Raw genomic sequence first — 20,404 nt, 5'->3', positions numbered from 1 at the left:
TTTACATCGCGACTGTCTCAATTACAGTCAGGTGTAGAACAACAAAAAGATGTGGCACTGGAAAATTTAGAAAAATCCAGTTCCGAGTTTACAGTTCAAGTTTCGGGATTGCAGTCACAGACGGAACAGCAAAAGAACAAAATTCTGGAAAGTTTGGAGCAATTGCGCTCCGAATTTACATCGCGACTGTCTCAATTACAGTCAGGTGTAGAACAACAAAAAGATGTGGTACTGGAAAACTTAGAAAAATCGAGTTCGGAGTTTACAGTTCAAGTTTCGGGATTGCAGTCTGATACTGATCAACAAAAAGACAAGATTCGTGAAAGCATGGAGCAATTGCGCTTAGAATTTGCATCTCTCCTCTCTCAATTACAAGTTGAAGCTCAACAACAAAAAGAAACAATTATAGAAAATTTGGAGAAATCTGGCACTGAGTTTGCATCTCAATTCTCGGAATTACAGCGGAATGCTCAACAAAGAAAAAATAATATCCTTGATAAACTAGGAAAATTAGAATCAGAATTTGTATCTCAAGTTTCTGAATTGCGCAGGGATGCTCAACAAAGAAAAAATATCATGGTTGAGCAACTGTCTGAAGTTACACCTCCTTCTAGCCCAGAATCTGCTACTCCTAAAGTGGAGGAAAAAATACAGGAGATAGCACAGCAAGCAGAGGTCAAAGAACATACAGAAATTCAGGAACCGACAGTTAATGATTATCTCAAACAAGGAGATGTTCTTTTCTCCCAAAAACAGTATGAAGATGCACTTGCTGCTTATAACCAAGCAGTGAAAATTCAGCCAAAAAATGCTGTTGCTTGGTTGAACCGAGGTATGGTTTTAGGACGGTTGAAACAGTACAAAGAGGCGATCGCCTCCTACGAACAAGCTTTGAAAATCAAGCCAGATTACCATCAAGCCTGGGTTGACTTGGGTGTCGCACTGGGATATATGCGAAGACACAAGGAAGCTTTTGCTTCTTTTAAGAAAGCGACACAAATTAAGCCTGATGATGGAGTTGCATGGTTCAATAGAGGTCTAGCTTTGCAAGAGTTGGAACGATACGAAGACGCAATAGTTTGTTTTGACAAAGCCATTAAACTCAAGCCAGACTCCTACAAAGCTTGGAATAACCGAGGTTACGCCTTAGTTAGGCTAGGACGCGATGACGAAGCGATTGAAAGCTTTGACAAAGCCTTGAGCATGAAACCAGACTACGCCAGTGCTTACTATAATAAAGCCGCCTGTTATGCACTGCAAAGACAGGTTGAGTTAGCGCTGGAAAATCTGCAACGGGCAGTTGAGATTAATCCTAATTATAAAGAAGAGGCGTCAACTGACATAGATTTCGATGAAATTGCTAGGGATAAGCATTTCCGGCAATTTGTTGCTGGGGTGAACATAACAGATAACCCTAATGTCAGGAGCATACAACAGACAAGTAAGAGAATTCGTGAAGCTTAAGCGTGTGAAGTATCAGGAAAGTTAATCAGAACTTAGGACTTATTGCTCTAAGTAGCTAAGCAATATGTCAGGAGAAGTCAATCTCCTGACATAATTGGCGTTGCTGATTTCAAGTATGAATCTAAGTGTAGAGACGTACCATGGTACGTCTCTACAAGGGTTTGGAATCACACGGCATCTTTTTCATACATCGATTCAGCAACGCCACATCATTGACTTGACAGTTGTCCTCAAAGCACAGGTTCGATACCTAACTTGTCTTTTGCATAATACACAATCTCTATGCCGCGATGGTCTGTACTCATCTTTTCAAAGTGCATCCCTAGCTTTTCCATAACCCGAATTGAGCGCTGATAAAGTAATATCTAGGCATATCTTGGCAAGTCTTCAAAAATGCCCATATAATTGAACGTATCCTACATTAGAGGCGAAACACATGGAGGACATTCAATCAGTGACTATCAGCATCGGGGATGCTGCAAAAGAACTAGGCGTTTCTGTGGACACAATTAGGAGATGGTCAGACCAAGGCAAAATTAGATATGAACGCGCACCTAGTGGACATAGACGTTTTTATTTAGCAGACATCAGACGAATTACACCGCGTGACTTGAAGCAACTAGATGACCGGATAACCATTAACTACGCTAGAGTTTCAAGTCATGACCAAAAAGAAGATTTAGTACGCCAAGTTCAAGTATTAGAGGCATTCAGCGCAACTAATGGATGGCAGTTTGAAACGATCCAAGATTTAGGAAGTGGTCTTAACTACCAGAAAAAAGGACTTCAAAAACTTCTTAAGCGCATCATGCAAGGTGATGTTGCAAGATTGGTGCTAACGCACAAAGACAGACTCCTGAGATTTGGTGCGGAGCTAGTCTTTGCAATGTGTGAGGAATTCGAGACAGAGGTGGTAATCATCAACAAGTCAAATGAGGAAGTGCCATTTGAACAAGAATTGGTGCAGGACATGATTGAACTCATCACGGTATTCTCAGCCCGTTTGTACGGTTCTAGAAGTAAGAAAAACAAGAAGTTGATTGATGGTATGACTCAAGTTGTTAATGAGGTGAAGTAAAATGGCAACTCTCACGTATGTTAAAGGATTACCGACTCCGGCAGATGAATTGAATAGTCTAGGACTCACTGAGTTTGAGATGTTCTTGGCTGCCCTGAGTCCGGTATTTCATAAAGCAGCATGTGAGACAGCCAACCATCTTCTCTCTGGTCAGTCATTCAATAAATCCGGCTGGAACACTCATTTACAAACAACTTACGGTATATCTAAGCGTCATGCAAATGGTGTGATAAGTCATGCCCAAGGTGCGGTTGACGCATCTAAGGAACATCGTAAACGTCATGTCAAGACGTTAGAAGGTAAGCTCAAGTCCATCAATTCTTGGATTACAAAATCGGAAAAGAAAATAACCGATTCAACTAAGTTTTACGCTAAAAAGAATTGGCAGAAGTCCAAGACTGGATGTCGATTTCCTTTGTCTTGTTCAGTTCAATATCGTGACACTAACTGGCAGAACCTGCGCTTTCAAATCCACAACAAAAAACGTCGCGCCTACCAGTTGACTAAGCAGATTGAGCATTTAAAAACTGCTGCAATCCAAACAGTTATTCCTAGAAACCAAGCATTTGTAGTTGGCTCCAAAGATGAATCTTTTGGAAACCAGGTTTGTCAGTGGAATGGAGACATCCTCAAGTTTCGTGTTCCTGCTTGCTTGGAATCAAGGTTTGGCAAGTACGTTCAAACCAAACTAGCCAACTTCGACCGCAACATAAACAGGTTGCCTGTTGACGGTTCAAAAACATGGCACTTCTACCGCAAGAATGGGAAATGGAACGTGGCAGTACAATTCACTCCAGCACCTGTTAAGCGCATTTCCAGACATTCCGCTTATGGCTGCATTGGGATTGACATGAATCCTGGTTCAATTGGCTGGGCATACGTTGACGGAGATGGCAACCTCAAAGCACATGGACAAATCCCGCTTCAAATGGGACTACCGTCTGGTAAGCAAGATGCTCAGATTGTCGAAGCCTGCTTGCAACTAGCAACACTGGCTGACACGTTTTCCTGTCCGGTCGTCTGTGAAGAACTGGACTTTTCAACCAAGAAAGAACAGCTTTCGGAACGTGGCAGGGAATACGCTCGAATGCTTTCCGGCTGGGCATATAGTCGTTTTTACGAACTGTTGGAAAGCATTTTGAGCAACAGAGGTATTTACCTCATACAGGTCAATCCTGCTTATACAAGCGTTATCGGCTTAGTCAAATATGCACGTCAATACGGACTGGCGAGCGATCAAGCTGCCGCTATGGCTATTGCCCGACGTGGTATGCGATTAACTGAAAATATTCCAGGCTCCATAACCGCCTATCTTGACGTGAAGTCAGGAAAGCACGTATGGTGCCTGTGGAACCAACTAAATACTCTAATCAAGAAATCTAGCATCAGGCGTCACAGCTTCTATGCTATCTCTAACTGGGAATTTTTGGTCAAGCAATGGTCGGAGCAATCCGTTCAGAGCAAGCCTCGGCGTTAAAGATGATTTCTTTGGAAGATAAACCGCTAACTTCCCTCTACATAGATTTGAGGATTATTGCCCAGATGTGCGTAGATTTTTACAAGCGGTGATGAGGTTGCCGGATTTTTCGCGCCTCCGATCAAACGGGAGTATAACCCGAGAAGTATTGCTATAATCCCTTGTTTCTGAATGAGCAATTACTGAAGAATTTATTCATTTCCCACTTTTCCCACTTTTCCCACTTTTCCCACTTTACCTACTTTATTTAACTTCCCACTTTTCCCACTTTACCTACTTTATTTAACTTCCCACTTTTCCTACTAGCATTGGTATCTTTTTTATAGTATTCATAGAGGATGGCAGTAAAAATTTTATCTTTGTACTGCATCTCCACCTTAGATGAGTTATCAGCATTATTTACTGCAAACTTTTATTTCTTTTCCACATTCTTTGAAAAGTTAAATCATAAATATAGCTTGGCTGACTTAAGAAAAACCATGGAAAGGCTGTATAAAATTTTATACAAGTATTAGTTGAGTATAAAATACGAAAAATCTCAAATTCCAGTAAGTTCCTAGTAGTGAGCAATGCGGCTAGGAGTAGAATTTCTGTTTGCTCAAGCTAGTTTAGACATAAAGATAAAAAATTGGTATAAAAAAGACAAAGTAAAGATAAAGTTTTGAGTTTGGTAAGAGTTTATATGTGTATGAATGTTACAGTAATAATATTGAAATTTGTTTTTAGCAAAAAAAATTACTAAAGAAGTTAAAAACACTTTTGATATGACAAAAACTTCTTTATTATTGACATTTTTATTGAAAAATTAGGTATTTTCATGATCAATGACACGAGTATGCTTACTATAGTAGATGTATTAAGAAGCAGGGCACTATATCAGCAAGATCAGAGAGCTTATACTTTTTTACAAGATGGAGAGAGAGAATCAAGTAGTCTAAGTTATGGAGAATTGGATCGAATTTCAAAGGCGATCGCAGCTCAACTCCAAAGCATGGGAGCAACCGGACAACGAGCTTTACTACTATATCCATCAGGTCTAGAATTCATAGCCGCCTTCTGCGGATGTTTGTATGCAGGAGTTGTTGCTGTTCCTGCTTACCCACCAAGAGCTAATCAGAAGATGTCTCGGCTAGAGGCGATTGTCGCAGATGCCGAAGCTCAAGTAATTCTCACCACTGAAGCTTTATTAACTAATATAAAAAGTCGGGTTGCCCAAAATCCAGAATTAGCTGCATTGCCCTGTTTGGCGACCGACAATATAGACGAAAATCAGGCAGAGTCATGGCAGGAAACCCCCTTGTACGGAAGTAATCTTGCTTTTCTACAGTACACTTCGGGTTCTACAGGAACACCGAAAGGAGTCATGGTGAGCCATGAAAATCTGCTGCATAATGAAAAAATTATCCAGAAGGCATTTGAGCATACTTCGCAATCTAGCGTCGTCGGGTGGTTACCCCTCTTTCATGACATGGGTCTGATTGGGAATATGTTACAGCCTTTGTATGTGGGTATACCGTGTATTCTCATGCCTCCAGAGGCTTTTCTGCAACGCCCGTTGCGTTGGCTCGAAGCTATTTCGCGATATAAAGCTACCACCAGCGGGGGACCCAATTTTGCTTACGATCTATGCGTAAGCAAGATTACTGAGGAACAGCGGGCGAGTCTTGACCTTAGTAGCTGGGTGGTGGCTTTCAGCGGAGCTGAACCAGTCCGTGCAGAGACTATGGCACGGTTTGCAGCAGCTTTTGCTGATTGTGGCTTTCGCCCTGAGGCATTTTACCCATGTTACGGCATGGCAGAAACAACTCTCATTGTTTCTGGTGGTCGTGTCAGCGCCCAGCCAGTCCTACAAAACGTTCAGAAACAAGCACTAGAGCAAAATCGGGTAGTTCCAACCTCAAGAAAGAACGATAATAGTCAAACAGTGGTAGGTTGTGGTCAATGCTTGCCAGAACTAGAAATTGTCATTGCCAATCCGCAGACAATGGAACGCTGTCAGCCGAATGAAGTTGGTGAAATTTGGGTATCTGGACCAAGTGTGACACAAGGCTATTGGAATCGAAAAGAGCAGACTGAGCAAATTTTTCGAGCGCAACTGCAAGACACTAAAGCCGGACCATTCCTGCGGACAGGGGACTTGGGATTTTTGCAAGCTGGGGAATTGTTTATCACCGGTAGACTCAAGGATGTAATTATCATCCGGGGGCGCAACTATTATCCTCAAGATATTGAACTCACCGTAGAACAAAGTCATCCAGCACTGCGTTCCAACTCTGGAGCCGCTTTTTCAGTCGATATTGCTGGAGAAGAAAAGCTAGTCGTTGCCCAAGAGGTAGAGCGGAGTTATCTCAGGAAGCTAAATGCTAACGAAGTGATTGCGTCGATTCGTCGAGCCGTAGCGGAACAGCACGATCTAGAAGTTTATGCAGTGCTGCTGCTAAAGACTGTTAGCCTTCCGAAAACTTCCAGTGGTAAAGTACAGCGCAGTGCTTGTCGGGCTAAGTTTCTAGCTGGAACTTTAGACATAGTGGCAGATTGGAGTCCGAATCCGAAATACAAAACAAATTTCCGGGATCTGGAAACGGAAGTAGAATCGCTGTGGCAACAACTGCAAACAGGCAAATTGCAACCACAGTCTGGGAACAACGATTCTGAAGAGCAAGCATTGAATCAACAGGTATCTCCAAATCAAGAAGCGATCGAAGCCTGGTTAATTTCAAAGATTTCAAAGCAACTTGCTTCTTCTGATGAGATAGATATTCGGCAACCCCTAGTCCAATATGGTCTAAGTTCGTTGGCAGCTGTAGGCCTTTCTGGGGAGTTACAGGAATGGCTAGGACGTGAGCTTTCTCCTACACTCTTGTACGATTACCCCACGATTGAAAGTTTAGCTCAGTATTTAGCGGGATTAGAAACTAGGGTTAATCAACAAAATGCTCACCCTACATCAACGACTGAAGACCAATCATCAACGACTGAAGAAGCGATCGCCATTATTGGAATGGGCTGTCGTTTCCCTGGAGCAAAAGACCCGCAAAGTTTCTGGCAACTGTTGCATGATGGAGTTGATGCTATCTCTGTTGTGAGTTCGTCACGTTGGGAGACGACCGCAGATATCAAGCAAATGCATACCCCATGGGGTGGATTTCTCGAACAAGTGGATCAGTTTGATGCACAGTTTTTCGGCATTGCACCAAGGGAAGCCGAACTGATGGACCCCCAACAACGCCTACTATTAGAAGTCAGTTGGGAGGCGCTGGAGAATGCCGGACAGACACAGCAGTTAGCAGGCAGTCAAACAGGGGTATTCATCGGCATCAGCAACTATGATTATTCTCGATTGGTGTTTAACCATACCCTCGCCACTGATCCATATTCCGGTACTGGTAACGCTTTGAGCATTGCTGCGAATCGTTTGTCCTATGTGCTGGATTTACGAGGACCAAGCTGGGCGGTGGATACAGCTTGCTCTTCATCGCTGGTAGCAGTTCATCAAGCTTGTCAAAGTTTGCAGCAAGGAGAATGCCATCTGGCTTTAGCTGGTGGAGTCAATCTCATCCTCAGCCCTGAAGTGACCATGACCTTTTCCAAGGCAGGAATGATATCGGTTGATGGTCGCTGTAAAACCTTCGACGCCAAAGCTAACGGTTATGTTCGAGGAGAAGGTTGCGGTGTAGTGGTTCTTAAGCGTATCTCTGACGCCGTTAGGGATGGAGATAATATCTTAGCTGTGATCAGAGGCTCGGCAGTTAACCAAGATGGTCGCAGCAATGGACTAACAGCGCCCAATCCACTTTCACAGCAGACAGTGATTAATCATGCTCTTAAAAATGCCAAAGTTCAGCCAGCCGAGATTAGTTATGTAGAAGCACACGGCACTGGAACCTCTCTTGGAGACCCAATCGAGGTGAATTCGCTCAAGAACGTGTTGATGCAAGGGCGATCGCCTGACCAGACCTGTTGGATTGGCTCGGTTAAGACTAACATAGGACATTTGGAAGCTGCGGCTGGAATTGCAAGCTTGATCAAGGTTGTATTGTCTTTGCAGCATAAGGAAATTCCTCCGCACTTGCATCTAGAGCAGATCAATCCGTATATTTCTATAGACGGAACGCCATTGTCAATTCCGACTACGCTGCAGAAATGGTCTACAGGAAACCAGCGTCGGTTGGCTGGAGTCAGTTCGTTTGGGTTTGGGGGTACCAATGCTCATCTAGTCCTAGAGGAGGCATCGACAACAGCGTCGGTAAAAGCTGAAGTAGAGCGTCCCAAACACATATTGACTCTTTCTGCAAAAAGTGAGAAAGCTCTGCAAGAACTGGCACAAAGATATGTAGAAACGTTAGATGCAACGTCTTCACTTGCAGATGTTTGTTACACAGCTAATACTAGGCGAAGCTCCGAATTTGACCACCGCCTTGCCATAGTTGCAGAATCTACCGTGCAGTTGCGAGAACAGCTAGATGCCTTCGCCGCCAAGAGGGATGGTGGACTGATAAGCAGACAGCTACGCAGTCAGAAGCCCCCTCGACTCGCATTTTTATTCACAGGTCAGGGTTCCCAATATGTAGGGATGGGACGAGAACTATACTTGACCCAGCCTACCTTCCGCGCCTCCCTTGATCGTTGCAATGAAATTCTGGGTCCCTATTTAGACAAGCCCCTGCTCAATGTTCTATATCCTGAAGCAGGAGAAACCTCACCAATCGATGCAACTGCCTACACCCAAGTCACCTTATTCGCCCTAGAATATGCGCTCTTCCAGTTATGGAAATCTTGGGGCATAGAACCGACTGTGGTCATGGGTCACAGTGTAGGAGAATATGTTGCTGCAACTGTTGCAGGAGTATTCAGCTTAGAAGATGGCTTAAAGCTCATTGCCGAAAGAGCACGTTTAATGCAAGCCCTGCCCCAAGATGGTGAGATGCTAGCGGTGTTTGCTGATGAGGCAACAGTCACAGCCGCCATACGACCCTATGCTCAACAGGTTTCAATTGCTGCTATTAACGGACCGCAGAGTATAGTTATTTCTGGAGGAAAGCAGGCAGTAGGAAGTGTTGCCGACCTTCTAGAAGCTCAAGAGGTGAAGACGAAAAAGCTGAACGTTTCCCACGCTTTCCACTCGCCTCTAATGGAGCCGATGCTAGCCGATTTTCAACGGATAGCTCGTGAAATCACTTATTCATTACCACGAATAGACTTAATTTCCAATCTCACTGGAAAACTGGCAACCGCACAGATAGCTACCCCTGAATATTGGTGTCATCATATCCGGCAGCCAGTAAGATTTGCTGAAAGCATGGAAACCCTTGCTCAACAAGGTTATGAAGTGTTTGTAGAGTGTGGACCAAAGCCGACTTTGTTGGGAATGGGTCGCCAATGCTTAAAAGAAGGAACGGCAGTTTGGCTACCTAGTCTCCGTCAAGGGCAATCAGAGTGGCAGGAAATACTCCAGAGTTTAGGAGAATTATATGTGCGGGGAGTAAGAGTAGACTGGTCAGGCTTTGACCAGGATTATTCCCGTCGCCTTCTGCAACTACCAACGTATCCGTTTCAGCGAAAGCGCTATTGGGTAGATATTGCTAAAAATGGGCATTTCAAAGCAGATAACTTATCCCAAGAAACGGTTCAGACCCCGATTATGAACCTGATAAGCCTTGGAGATACGCAACAGCTAGTCCAGCATTTAGAAAAGACAGAAGAACTTTCAGAAGATGAGTTGAAAGTACTGCCAAAACTGTTGAAATTATTAGTCAAGCAAAACCAACAGCAGGTTGTGGCAGCATCTATCAAAGATTGGTTCTATGAGATAGAGTGGCAGTCCCTAGCGCGTCAGGTGAGTACTCAAGAGAAGAACGGGTTCCAGAAAGTTGGTAGTTGGCTCATTTTTGCTGACTCTGAGGGTGTAGGAAAAACCCTAGCCGAACTTTTGCACTCACGTGGTCACACCTGTATTTTGGTCTATGCGGAAGATACTTATAAGACAGAAGAAGCAGGAACTTGGAGCATTAACCCTTCCAACCCAGCAGACTTTGAGCGCTTATTCCAAGAGGTTTTAGGAACTCTAAATCTGCCTTTACAAGGAGTTGTCCACCTATGGAGTTTAGAGGCAGAATTGGCTTCAAAGCTGACAATTTCTTCTCTAGAACAAACTCAAACTTTCGGTGTTGGTAGTCTGCTATACTTAATTAAGTGGCTGGGACACAATCTTCCCAATCACCAATCACCAATCACCAATCACCAATCTCTCCCTCGGTTGTGGTTAGTGACGCGGGGTGCAGTATCGGTTGGTTCAGAACTGCCTGGAATAGCTCAAGCTTCTCTATGGGGAATGGGCAAAGTGGTGGCGCTGGAACATCCCGAATTATGGGGAGGAATGCTTGATTTAGCGCCACATGCTGTAGATAAGTTACATACAACGCCTCAACATGACGAAGCGACAAAGCTGTTAGCAGAAATTGAGGATTCTTTTGGGGAAGACCATCTCGCTTTTCGCAATGGAAATCGGTATGTTGCCCGCTTAGTACGCAAGCAACTGCCAGAATCTAAAAAAGTGGTTCTCCGGTTGGATGGTACTTATCTAATTACTGGTGGTCTGGGTGCATTGGGACTTTCGGTTGCCCAGTGGATGGTGGAACGGGGTGCTAAACAACTGGTGCTCATTGGGCGTCGCATCGCTTCAAATGAGGCACAGGAAACTTTGAGGCAACTGGAACAAAAAGGAGCCAAGATTCTAGTTGTTCAGGCAGATGTGTCAGAACGGGAAGATGTGAGCAGGCTGCTAGAGGAGGTGAAAAACTCCATGCCTCTCCTGCGCGGTATCGTCCATGCTGCTGGGGTGTTGCAGGATGGAATGCTGCTGGGGCAAACTTGGGAAAGTTTTCATCGGGTGATGGCTCCCAAAGTGCAAGGAGCATGGAATTTGCACACCTTGACCCAGAATTTAGAGCTTGACTTTTTCGTCTGTTTCTCATCTGTATCGGCATTACTCGGCTCGCCCGGACAAGGGAACTATGCGGCGGCGAATCACTTCCTTGATGTGTTAGCTCATTATCGTCACGGACTCGGACTGCCTGCTTTAAGTGTAAATTGGGGACCGTGGACTGGTGGTGGTATGGCAGTAGAGGAATCCCAGACACGGTTGAGCCGGATGGGTATACAAGGATTGCAGCCAGAGCAAGCGATCGCTGCTTTGGAATCCTTGCTAGCAGCAAACTGTGTTCAGACAACCGTGGCTAATGTAGATTGGAGTTTGTTCAAAGAGCTTTATGAAGCTCGGGGTAAGCGGTCACTGTTAGAACTGCTTGCGGAACAACCACACGAAGCGCAACTTCCTCAGCAGTCGGTGCAACAATCAGAAATTTTACAACGGTTGCAAGCGGTAGCGCCAAGCGAACGCATATCCTTATTGATTGCTTACATTCAAGGTGAAGTTGCCAAAGTACTGGGGCTTGAGCCATCGAACTTGCCAGACCCGCAGCAAGGTTTTTTTGACATGGGTATGGACTCTCTGATGGCAGCTGAGTTTAAGAACCGTTTAGAAGTCAATTTTGAAACTTCTGTCCCAGTAACTTTAATGTTTGACTTTCCGACAATTAAAGACCTTGCCTGGTATATAGCCAAGGAGGTCATGGGTTGGGAATTACCTGCTACAGGTGAAACCGAGTTGCCCAAAGGAGAAGACGAATTAACCGAAGCTTTGTCAGAGGTAGAACAACTTTCTGAAGATGGAGTAGAAGCGTCTCTTGTGGAGGAACTCGCAAAACTAGAAACTTTTTTGAGGAAAAATTGAAATAAATGAGTAATTTTTCTGAAAGGGTAGACCAACTATCATCATCACAACGGATGCTTCTTGCCTTAAAAGAAGCGCGAGCCAAACTTGAGGCGCTTGAGAGTTCAAAGACAGAGCCAATCGCTATCATTGGCGATGGTTGCCGTTTTCCCGGGGGAGCTAATGACCCAGATGCGTTTTGGAGAATTCTGCGCGATGGCGTAGATGCGATCGCAGAAGTTCCTAATGACCGCTGGAATATTGATGCCTACTATGACCCAAACCCAGATAGCCCAGGGAAAATGTACACCCGTTGGGGTGGATTTTTGCAGCAGGTAGACCAGTTTGACCCCCAGTTCTTTGGGATTTCCCCTCGGGAAGCGGCAAGCATGGACCCCCAGCAGCGGTTACTGTTAGAAGTAGGCTGGGAAGCTTTGGAGAGGGCTGGAATTGCACCAAATCATCTAGCTGGTAGCCGCACTGGCGTTTTCGTGGGAATTGGGCAAAATGATTATTCACAATTGCAACTGAACTCTGGTGACCCTACACGCATCAACGCCTATGACGGCACAGGTAATGGCTTTTGCTTTGTAGCTGGTCGGTTGTCCTATGTTCTGGGGCTACAAGGTCCCAATATGGCAATAGATACGGCTTGCTCTTCTTCGTTAGTGGCGATCCATCAGGCGTGTCAGAGTTTGCGTACAGGAGAGTGTGATTTAGCACTCGCTGGCGGTGTACATCTGATTCTGTCACCAGAAGTCACCATTTTTCTATCCAAAACCCAAGCCCTGTCGCCAGATGGACGCTGCCACACCTTCGATGCCGCCGCCAATGGTTTTGCACGTGGCGAGGGATGCGGGGTTTTAGTTCTCAAGCGCCTCTCGGATGCTGTGGCAAATCGAGATAATATCCTAGCTGTAATTCGGGGTTCGGCAATTAACCACGATGGTCGCAGCAGTGGTTTGACGGTTCCCAATGGTTCAGCTCAGCAAGCGCTGATTCGCACCACTCTGGCAAATGCTAAGGTAGATCCTGCCTCTGTGAACTATGTGGAGGTTCATGGCACAGGAACGTCTTTGGGAGACCCGATTGAAGTCACAGCTTTAGGAGCCGTGTTGTGTGAGGGGCGATCAAAAGAAAATCCCTTGATAATTGGTTCAGTGAAGACCAACATTGGTCACTTGGAAGCAGCAGCAGGAGTAGCGGGTTTAATCAAGGTGATGCATTCTCTCCAACACAAGGAGATTCCACCTCATCTGCACTTTCAACAACCCAATCCCAACATCAACTGGGATAAACTACCAGTGGTGGTGCCAACGTCACTGATGCCTTGGTCTACTTCTGAGCAAGGACAAGGGCATACAGAGGAAAGCCGACGCCGCGCGGCAGTCAGTTCCTTTGGTATGAGCGGCACCAACGCCCATATTGTTTTGGAAGAGCCACCGATATTAGAGCCAACAGAAGCTGAAGTGGAACGCCCCCTGCATCTGCTCACCCTATCAGCTAAAACGGAAGAGGCGCTCAAGCAGTTAGCTGCTCGCTATGAAAATCACTTAGCTAGTCATCCACCCTTAGATATAAAAGATATCTGCTTTACTGCCAATACGGGTCGTTCTCAGTTAACCCATCGGTTGAGTGTAGTTGCCTCCTCATCCGCACAAGTGCGTGAAAAGCTCGTAGATTTCTTAGCCGGACAGGAACCCGCAGGGGTATCCAAGGGGCAGGGCAGCAGTTTGCCCAAGGTAGCCTTCCTATTCACAGGTCAGGGGTCTCAGTATATAGGTATGGGACGCCAACTCTACGAAACTCAACCCACTTTCCGCGCCTCCCTCGACCGCTGCGATGAAATTCTACGCCCCTATCTTAAAACACCTTTGCTATCAGTCCTTTATCCTGAAGCTGGGGAAACCTCACCTCTAAATGAGACTGCTTATACCCAACCCGCTCTATTCGCCTTAGAATATGCCTTGGCGCAGCTTTGGATATCTTGGGGTATCAAACCGACTGCTGTGATGGGTCATAGTGTAGGTGAATATGTCGCTGCTTGTGTGGCGGGAGTTTTTAGCCTGGAAGATGGGTTAAAGCTCATTAGTGAACGTGCCCGCTTGATGCAGAGCCTGCCGCAAGACGGAGAGATGGTGGCAGTATTTGCTGATATTGCAGCAATCCGTGCTATTACTGAAATCGATGAGCAAAAATTAGCAATTGCTGCTTTCAATGGACCTCGAAACACGGTGATTTCTGGCGAAGCACTCTCAGTCCAAGCAGTTTGTGCTGACCTAGAGGCAGCAGGAATAAAGACCAAAAAGTTACAAACCTCCCACGCCTTCCACTCACCGCTGATGGAGCCGATACTGGCTGAATTCCGTGAGGTGGCTGATAAGGTGACCTATGCGGCTCCTCAATTGACCATCATCTCCAACCTCACAGGAGTTCCACTGACACTAGAGGAGATATCGCCTGATTACTGGTGTCGCCATTTGCGCTCTAGCGTACAATTTGCCAAAAGTCTCAACACACTTCATGCGAGTGGATACGAGGTGTTTGTGGAGATAGGACCAAAACCAACATTGTTGGGGATGGGGCGTAACTGCTTAAGCGAAGAAGTGGGAGTGTGGTTGCCTTCTTTGCGTTCTGGACACGAAGATTGGCGGGTATTACTCCAAAGTTTCGGAGAACTATACGTGCGTGGAGCAGACGTAGATTGGTTTGCTTTTGACCGGGATTACCAGCGTCGGCGTGTGATATTGCCCACCTATCCCTTCCAACGACAGCGCTATTGGGTGGATATCCCCGAAAACGAGCATTCACAAGCAGGGAACTTATTCCAAGAAAAGATTCAAAGTCCGATCATGAAACTCTTGAGCCAAGGAGATACTCAAGAGCTAGTCCAAAATTTAGAAAAGGCAGGAAAACTTTCAGAAGATGAGTTAAAACTACTGCCAAAGCTATTGGAACTGTTAATCAAACAAGATCAACAGTTGTTAACAGCAGCATCCATCAAAGATTGGCTCTATGAGGTAGAGTGGCAGCAGCAGCCGCGTCATGTAGAGACCCGCCATCCGAGAGTTCTACAGAAGAACGGGATTCACAAAGCTGGTACTTGGCTAATTTTTGCTGACTTGGAAGGTGTGGGACAAACCCTAGCCAAACTTTTGCAATCACGGGGTCACACGTGTATTTTAGTTTATCCGGGGAATACCTGTAATATCAAAGATGTCGGAACTTGGACTATCAACCCTTCTAGGCCAGTAGATTTTGAATTTCTGTTCCAAAAAGCTTTAGGAATGGAGCGACCTTTACAGGGAATTGTCCACCTGTGGAGTTTAGAGGCGGAATTGGCTTCATATCTGACAATCTCCTCTTTAGAACAGGCTCAGACCTTCGGTGTTGGGAGCGTGCTGCATTTGCTGCAAGCCCTAATAAAGAAACTGGGGACACAGAAGAACGCGGAGAGTTTCGCCGCGTCTCCCCTACCTCAGTTGTGGTTAGTGACACGGGGAGCGGTGCCAGTTGATTCAGAGGTTCCTGGGGTGGCACAAGCTCCTCTATGGGGATTAGGCAAAGTAGTGGCGCTGGAACACCCGGAATTGTGGGGCGGAATGCTCGATTTAGCTCCGGAATACACTGGTGATGAAGCAACAGAGCTGTTAGTAGAAATAGAGAATTCTCTTGGGGAAGACCATCTTGCCTTTCGCAACGGCAATCGGTATGTTGGTCGTTTAGTGCCCAAGCAACTGTCAGAATCCAAGCAAATGGCGCTCCGTTCAGATGGCACTTACCTAATTACTGGGGGTTTGGGTGCTTTGGGACTTTTGGTAGCCCGGTGGATGGTGTCCCAAGGGGCGAGACAATTGGTACTTACTGGGCGCAGCGCTGTTTCAGATGAAGCGCAGTCAACCCTGAGCGAACTGGAACAACTTGGAGCCAAGATTTTAGTCCAAAAGGCAGATGTATCTAATCAAGGGGATATGGTAGGTGTGTTTGAGGCAATTCAGGCATCAATGCCACCCCTGCGAGGGATTGTTCATGCTGCTGGTGTTTCTGGTTACGAAGTTATCAAGGACATGCAGCCTGACACTCTTGAGTCTGTGCTACGCCCTAAGGTGATGGGAACATGGATTCTGCATCAACTGACACAGAAAATAGAACTAGACTTTTTCGTGAACTTCTCCTCAATTGCATCAGTGTGGGGGTCCAAGGGACAAGCGCACTATGCCGCAGCGAACCACTTCCTCGATGTGTTGGCTCATTATCGTCAAGGACTGGGATTAAAAGCCTTAAGTGTGAATTGGGGACCGTGGGCTGGCGGTGGTATGGCAGTAGAGGAATTCCAAACGTGGATGTCCCGAATGGGCGTGGAAGGATTACAGCCGGAGAATGCGATCGCTGCTTTAGGATACCTGATGGCAGCAGACTGTGTCCAGACAACCGTGGCTAATATCGATTGGAGTTTATTCAAAGAGGTATATGAAGCAAGAGGAAAACGGTCACTCCTAGAACAGGTTGAGGGGCAACCAGAGAAAGCACAACTTCCTCAGTCGTCAGTGCAACGGTCTAATATTTTACCACGATTATTGCAGGCTGAAAGTGGCGATCGCTTGGATCTCTTGGTAGCCTACCTGCAAAAGCAGATAATGAAGGTGTTGGGGTTTGACGAATCGTTAATTTTCAATCCGCACCAGGGCTTGCTGGAATTAGGTCTTGATTCTTTGATGGCTGTTCAACTCAAAAATGCGATCGCAACTGACCTTGAGGTGAATGTGTCTGTAGAAAAGTTCATCAGTGGCTCCAGCATTATGCAACTGGCAGAGCTATTACTTGAGGAATTAGCCATAGTCAGCACAATACCATCGGTACGCCCATTTTCCTCCTTAGAAGATGATTTTGAGGTAATCAAACTACCAATAGAAGTCTACTCTACCTCCTATGCATTTGCATCAGCAGCTACATCAAGCGAAGACACTTGGATAGAGGGTGAGCTATGAATTTAGTTGAGTTTTTGCAAGAACTTTCCGCAAAGAATGTAGAACTGTGGGTTGAGGGCGGCAAACTGCGCTATCGAGGTCCTCAAGATGTACTGACTCCAGCATTATTAAAAGACATTAAGCAATATAAGGAAAAAATTATACTGCTGCTGCAAAAGCGTGCCGACACTGCTCAAACCATTCCTCTGTCTCCTGTGGAACGGAATGGACATATACCGTTGTCATTTGCCCAACAACGTATGTGGTTTCTACAGCAGTTAGAACCTGAAAGTGGGTTTTACAACCTCCCGGCGGCTATGCGTTTTGAGGGTCAGATTAACCAAGCTGCCCTTGAGTACAGTATCAATCACATCATCACTCGCCACGAAACCTTACGCACCAACTTTCTTCAGGTAGATGGACAACCCTTTCAAGTCATCCACCCTGCCCGTTCCTTGACACTGACTATTGTGGATTTGCGTTCGCGTAGCGTGTCCGTACGCGCAGCGTCTCCGACAGGAGAAAGATGTTCGCTAGCTGAAAGTGAACTAGAAAGTTATTGCCAGCAACTAGCAATAAAAGAAACCCAACGCCCGTTTGACCTGGCAACTGATCCATTAGTGCGGGCTAGTTTGTTCAAGCTGACAGAGACAGAACACGTCCTGCTACTGGTGATGCACCACATTGTATCAGATGGGTGGTCAATGGGCATACTTATCCGGGAGGTAGCAGCAGTCTATCAAGCTGTGTGCAGTCAAAAGCCAATCTCGCTGCCAGAATTACCGATTCAGTACGCTGACTTTGCTCATTGGCAGCAGCAGTGGTTGCAGGGGGAGGTGCTGACAAAGCAGGTGGGATACTGGAAAGAACAACTCGCGGGTATTCCAGCTTTGTTGGAACTGCCCACCGACCGACCGCGACCAGCGATTCAAACTTACGGGGGAGCAACTGAGAAATTCACGCTCTCGAAAGAACTAAGCAAGGCGCTGAAGGACTTTAGTCAGCGACAGGGAGTGACGCTGTTCATGACGCTGTTAGCAGCGTTTCAAACATTACTATATCGCTACAGTGGTCAGACTGACATTTGTGTGGGTACACCAATTGGCAACCGCAATGGCACGTACTTGGAGGGGTTAATTGGGTTATTCCTCAACACTTTAGTGCTGCGTAGTAATTTGTCTGATAACCCCAGTTTTAGCGATTTACTGTCGCAAGTGCGGAAAGTAGCACTTGATGCTTACGCCCATCAAGACCTGCCGTTTGAGCAGTTGGTCGAGCAATTGCAGCCAGAGCGTTCTTTAAGCTATACACCACTGTTCCAAGTGATGTTTGTGCTTCTAATTGCACCGATGGAAGTGTTGCAGCTTCCCGACTTAACGCTGTCGACCTTGCCAATCGAAAGCTCTACAGCCAAGTTTGATTTGACTTTATCGCTAGAGAACACAAGCGCTGGATTGATGGGGGTTATCGAATACAATACAGACTTGTTTGACGCCGCCACCATTGCGCGGATGGTACGACATTATCAAACTGTACTAGAAGCAGTCGTTGCCAATCCCCGTCAGAAGCTATCAGAACTACCACTGCTGTGTGCTAGTGAACAACATCAGATATTGGTGGAATGGAACTCGACCCAAGCTGTTTACCCGAAACAATTGTGTCTGCATGAGTTATTTGAGCAACAGGTGCAGAAAACACCCGATGCAGTGGCAGTTGTGTTTGATTCTCAACAACTAACCTACAGTAACTTGAATGCCAAAGCCAACCAACTGGCACATCACCTTGTTTCATTGGGTGTCGGACCGGAAGTGTTAGTTGCCATTTGTGCAGAACGCTCAACTGATATGTTAGTGGGACTGCTGGCAATCCTGAAGGCAGGTGGCGCATATGTACCCCTCGACCCGATTTATCCACCAGAGCGATTGGCGTACATTTTGGAAGACTCCTGTGCCTGTGTACTGCTCACTCAACAGGCGGTGGCGGACAAACTGCCCGACTTCAGGGGGCGCGTTGTTTACTTAGACAAAGATTGGCCGAACTGGCAAAGTTCATCCAACCCCAACAGCAATGTCTGTGCCGAGAACCTAGCTTATGCCATCTACACAAGCGGCTCCACCGGACGACCCAAAGGAGTACAAATTTGCCATCGCGCCGTGGTGAATTTCTTAAGCTCAATGTCCGCTCAACCAGGGATAGTATCATCAGATGTGCTGGTGGCAGTGACAACCATCACCTTTGACATTGCCGCGTTGGAGTTGTTCCTACCATTGAGCACAGGCGCACGCCTCGTCCTCACCCCGGATCTGATTGCTGATGGTGGTCAAAGCACTGCAGCGTTGGCGACATCAAGCGCTACAATCATGCAAGGCACACCAGCCACCTGGCGAACCCTCATGCAAGTCGGCTTCGTTGGCAATCCACAATTGAAAATACTGTGTGGTGGTGAAGCTCTCGATCGCGAACTGGCAGGACAATTACTTGAGCGTGCAGGTAGCCTGTGGAATATGTACGGTCCGACTGAGACCACCATTTGGTCAGCCGTATCTCAAGTACAGGCAGGTTCAGAGGTGTCGATTGGTCAGGCGATCGCCAACACCCAATTTTACATCCTCGATACCAATTTACAACCAGTACCTATGGGTGTGCCAGGGGAATTGTACATTGGTGGTGATGGCTTGGCGCGTGGTTATCTCAACCGACCGGAGTTGACTGCAGAAAAATTCATTCCCAACCCGTTTGGCGATCCAGGCAGTCGCTTGTACAAAACTGGGGATTTAGTCCGCTACAAAACAGATGGCAACATCGAGTATATCGGACGCATTGACCACCAGGTGAAGGTGCGTGGCTTCCGCATTGAATTAGCCGAAATTGAGGCATTACTCAGCCAACACCCAACTGTGCAACAAGCCGTTGTCATTGCCAAAGAGATTGCAGGCGACAAGCGCTTAGTTGCCTACTTGATACCCCAGGCTGAGGCAACACCAGCGATGAGTGAGTTGCGCTCGTTCCTCAAACAGCAACTGCCTGAGTACATGGTGCCATCTTATTTTGTGGTGCTTAATGCCCTACCACTCACACCCAATGGCAAAGTTGACCGCAAAGCCCTGCCAGATCCGGATCAAACTCGACCAGAAGCCCAAACATACGTTGCACCCCGAAACGAGGTTGAGCGACTTTTGACTACTGTTTGGCAAGAGGTGCTGAATCTGGAAAAGGTGGGTGTCAACGACAATTTCTTTGAACTCGGCGGTCATTCGCTCCTGATCGTCCAAGTTCATAGCAAACTCAATCAAAAGTTACTTGGAATCAACAGAGATATCTCAGTAGTTGACTTGTTTAAATATCCAACTATAAGTACTTTGGCACAATATCTCGGACAAGAACAGGATGTGGCAGCACCTGCTAGGCAGAAAATCAATGACCGCGCCAGCAAGCAAATACAAGCTCTTAAACGACAACCATTTATTAAACAAAGGAAGAAGACTAATGGATAACTGGGAAACACACGATGGTTTGGATGCGATCGCGATCGCGATCATCGGCATGGCTGGTCGTTTTCCAGGAGCCAAGAATGTTAATGAGTTTTGGCAGAATCTGCGCGACGGTGTTGAGTCCATTTCATTAATTGGTGAACAAGAGGAGATACT

Annotated in this window: 6 protein-coding genes and 1 pseudogene; all 7 read left to right on the top strand. The window is 46.2% G+C overall.

Going from position 1 to position 20,404, the window contains the following annotated elements:
* Positions 1 to 1,464: tetratricopeptide repeat protein (locus ACM0OZ_RS38845; RefSeq protein ID WP_414588187.1), on the top strand; the 1,464-nt coding region annotated here is incomplete at its 5' end.
* A 436-nt stretch (positions 1,465 to 1,900) separates the two neighbouring features.
* Positions 1,901 to 2,542 (top strand): IS607 family transposase, encoded by a 642-nt coding sequence (locus ACM0OZ_RS38840; protein WP_414588186.1) that lies wholly within the window; start codon positions 1,901 to 1,903, stop codon positions 2,540 to 2,542.
* A gap of 1 nt (position 2,543) precedes the next feature.
* Positions 2,544 to 4,019 carry a hypothetical protein gene (locus ACM0OZ_RS38835; RefSeq protein WP_414588185.1) on the top strand — a complete coding sequence of 492 codons (1,476 nt, stop codon included), beginning with the start codon at positions 2,544 to 2,546 and terminating at the stop codon, positions 4,017 to 4,019.
* Between the two features lie 817 nt (positions 4,020 to 4,836).
* Positions 4,837 to 11,811, top strand: a complete 6,975-nt coding sequence (locus tag ACM0OZ_RS38830) for an SDR family NAD(P)-dependent oxidoreductase (RefSeq protein WP_414588184.1) — start codon at positions 4,837 to 4,839, stop codon at positions 11,809 to 11,811.
* A 5-nt stretch (positions 11,812 to 11,816) separates the two neighbouring features.
* The gene (locus ACM0OZ_RS38825) at positions 11,817 to 16,778 is read left to right on the top strand and encodes a type I polyketide synthase (RefSeq protein WP_414588183.1); all 4,962 of its coding nucleotides are present in this window, start codon (positions 11,817 to 11,819) and stop codon (positions 16,776 to 16,778) included.
* Positions 16,775 to 20,251: an amino acid adenylation domain-containing protein gene (locus ACM0OZ_RS38820; protein WP_414588182.1), complete on the top strand. Its 3,477-nt coding sequence runs from the start codon at positions 16,775 to 16,777 to the stop codon at positions 20,249 to 20,251. The genes ACM0OZ_RS38825 and ACM0OZ_RS38820 overlap by 4 nt, the downstream gene beginning before the upstream one ends.
* A pseudogene (locus ACM0OZ_RS38815) lies at positions 20,244 to 20,396 on the top strand (beta-ketoacyl synthase N-terminal-like domain-containing protein); the annotation flags it as partial. The gene ACM0OZ_RS38820 and the pseudogene ACM0OZ_RS38815, both read left to right, overlap by 8 nt.
* Between the last annotated feature and the right edge of the window lie 8 nt (positions 20,397 to 20,404).

The organism is Scytonema sp. PCC 10023 (assembly GCF_963920835.1).
Classification (GTDB): domain Bacteria; phylum Cyanobacteriota; class Cyanobacteriia; order Cyanobacteriales; family Nostocaceae; genus Kalymmatonema.
Note: the sequence above shows the minus strand (reverse complement) of the source record. Positions and strands in the feature narration are given on the sequence as shown.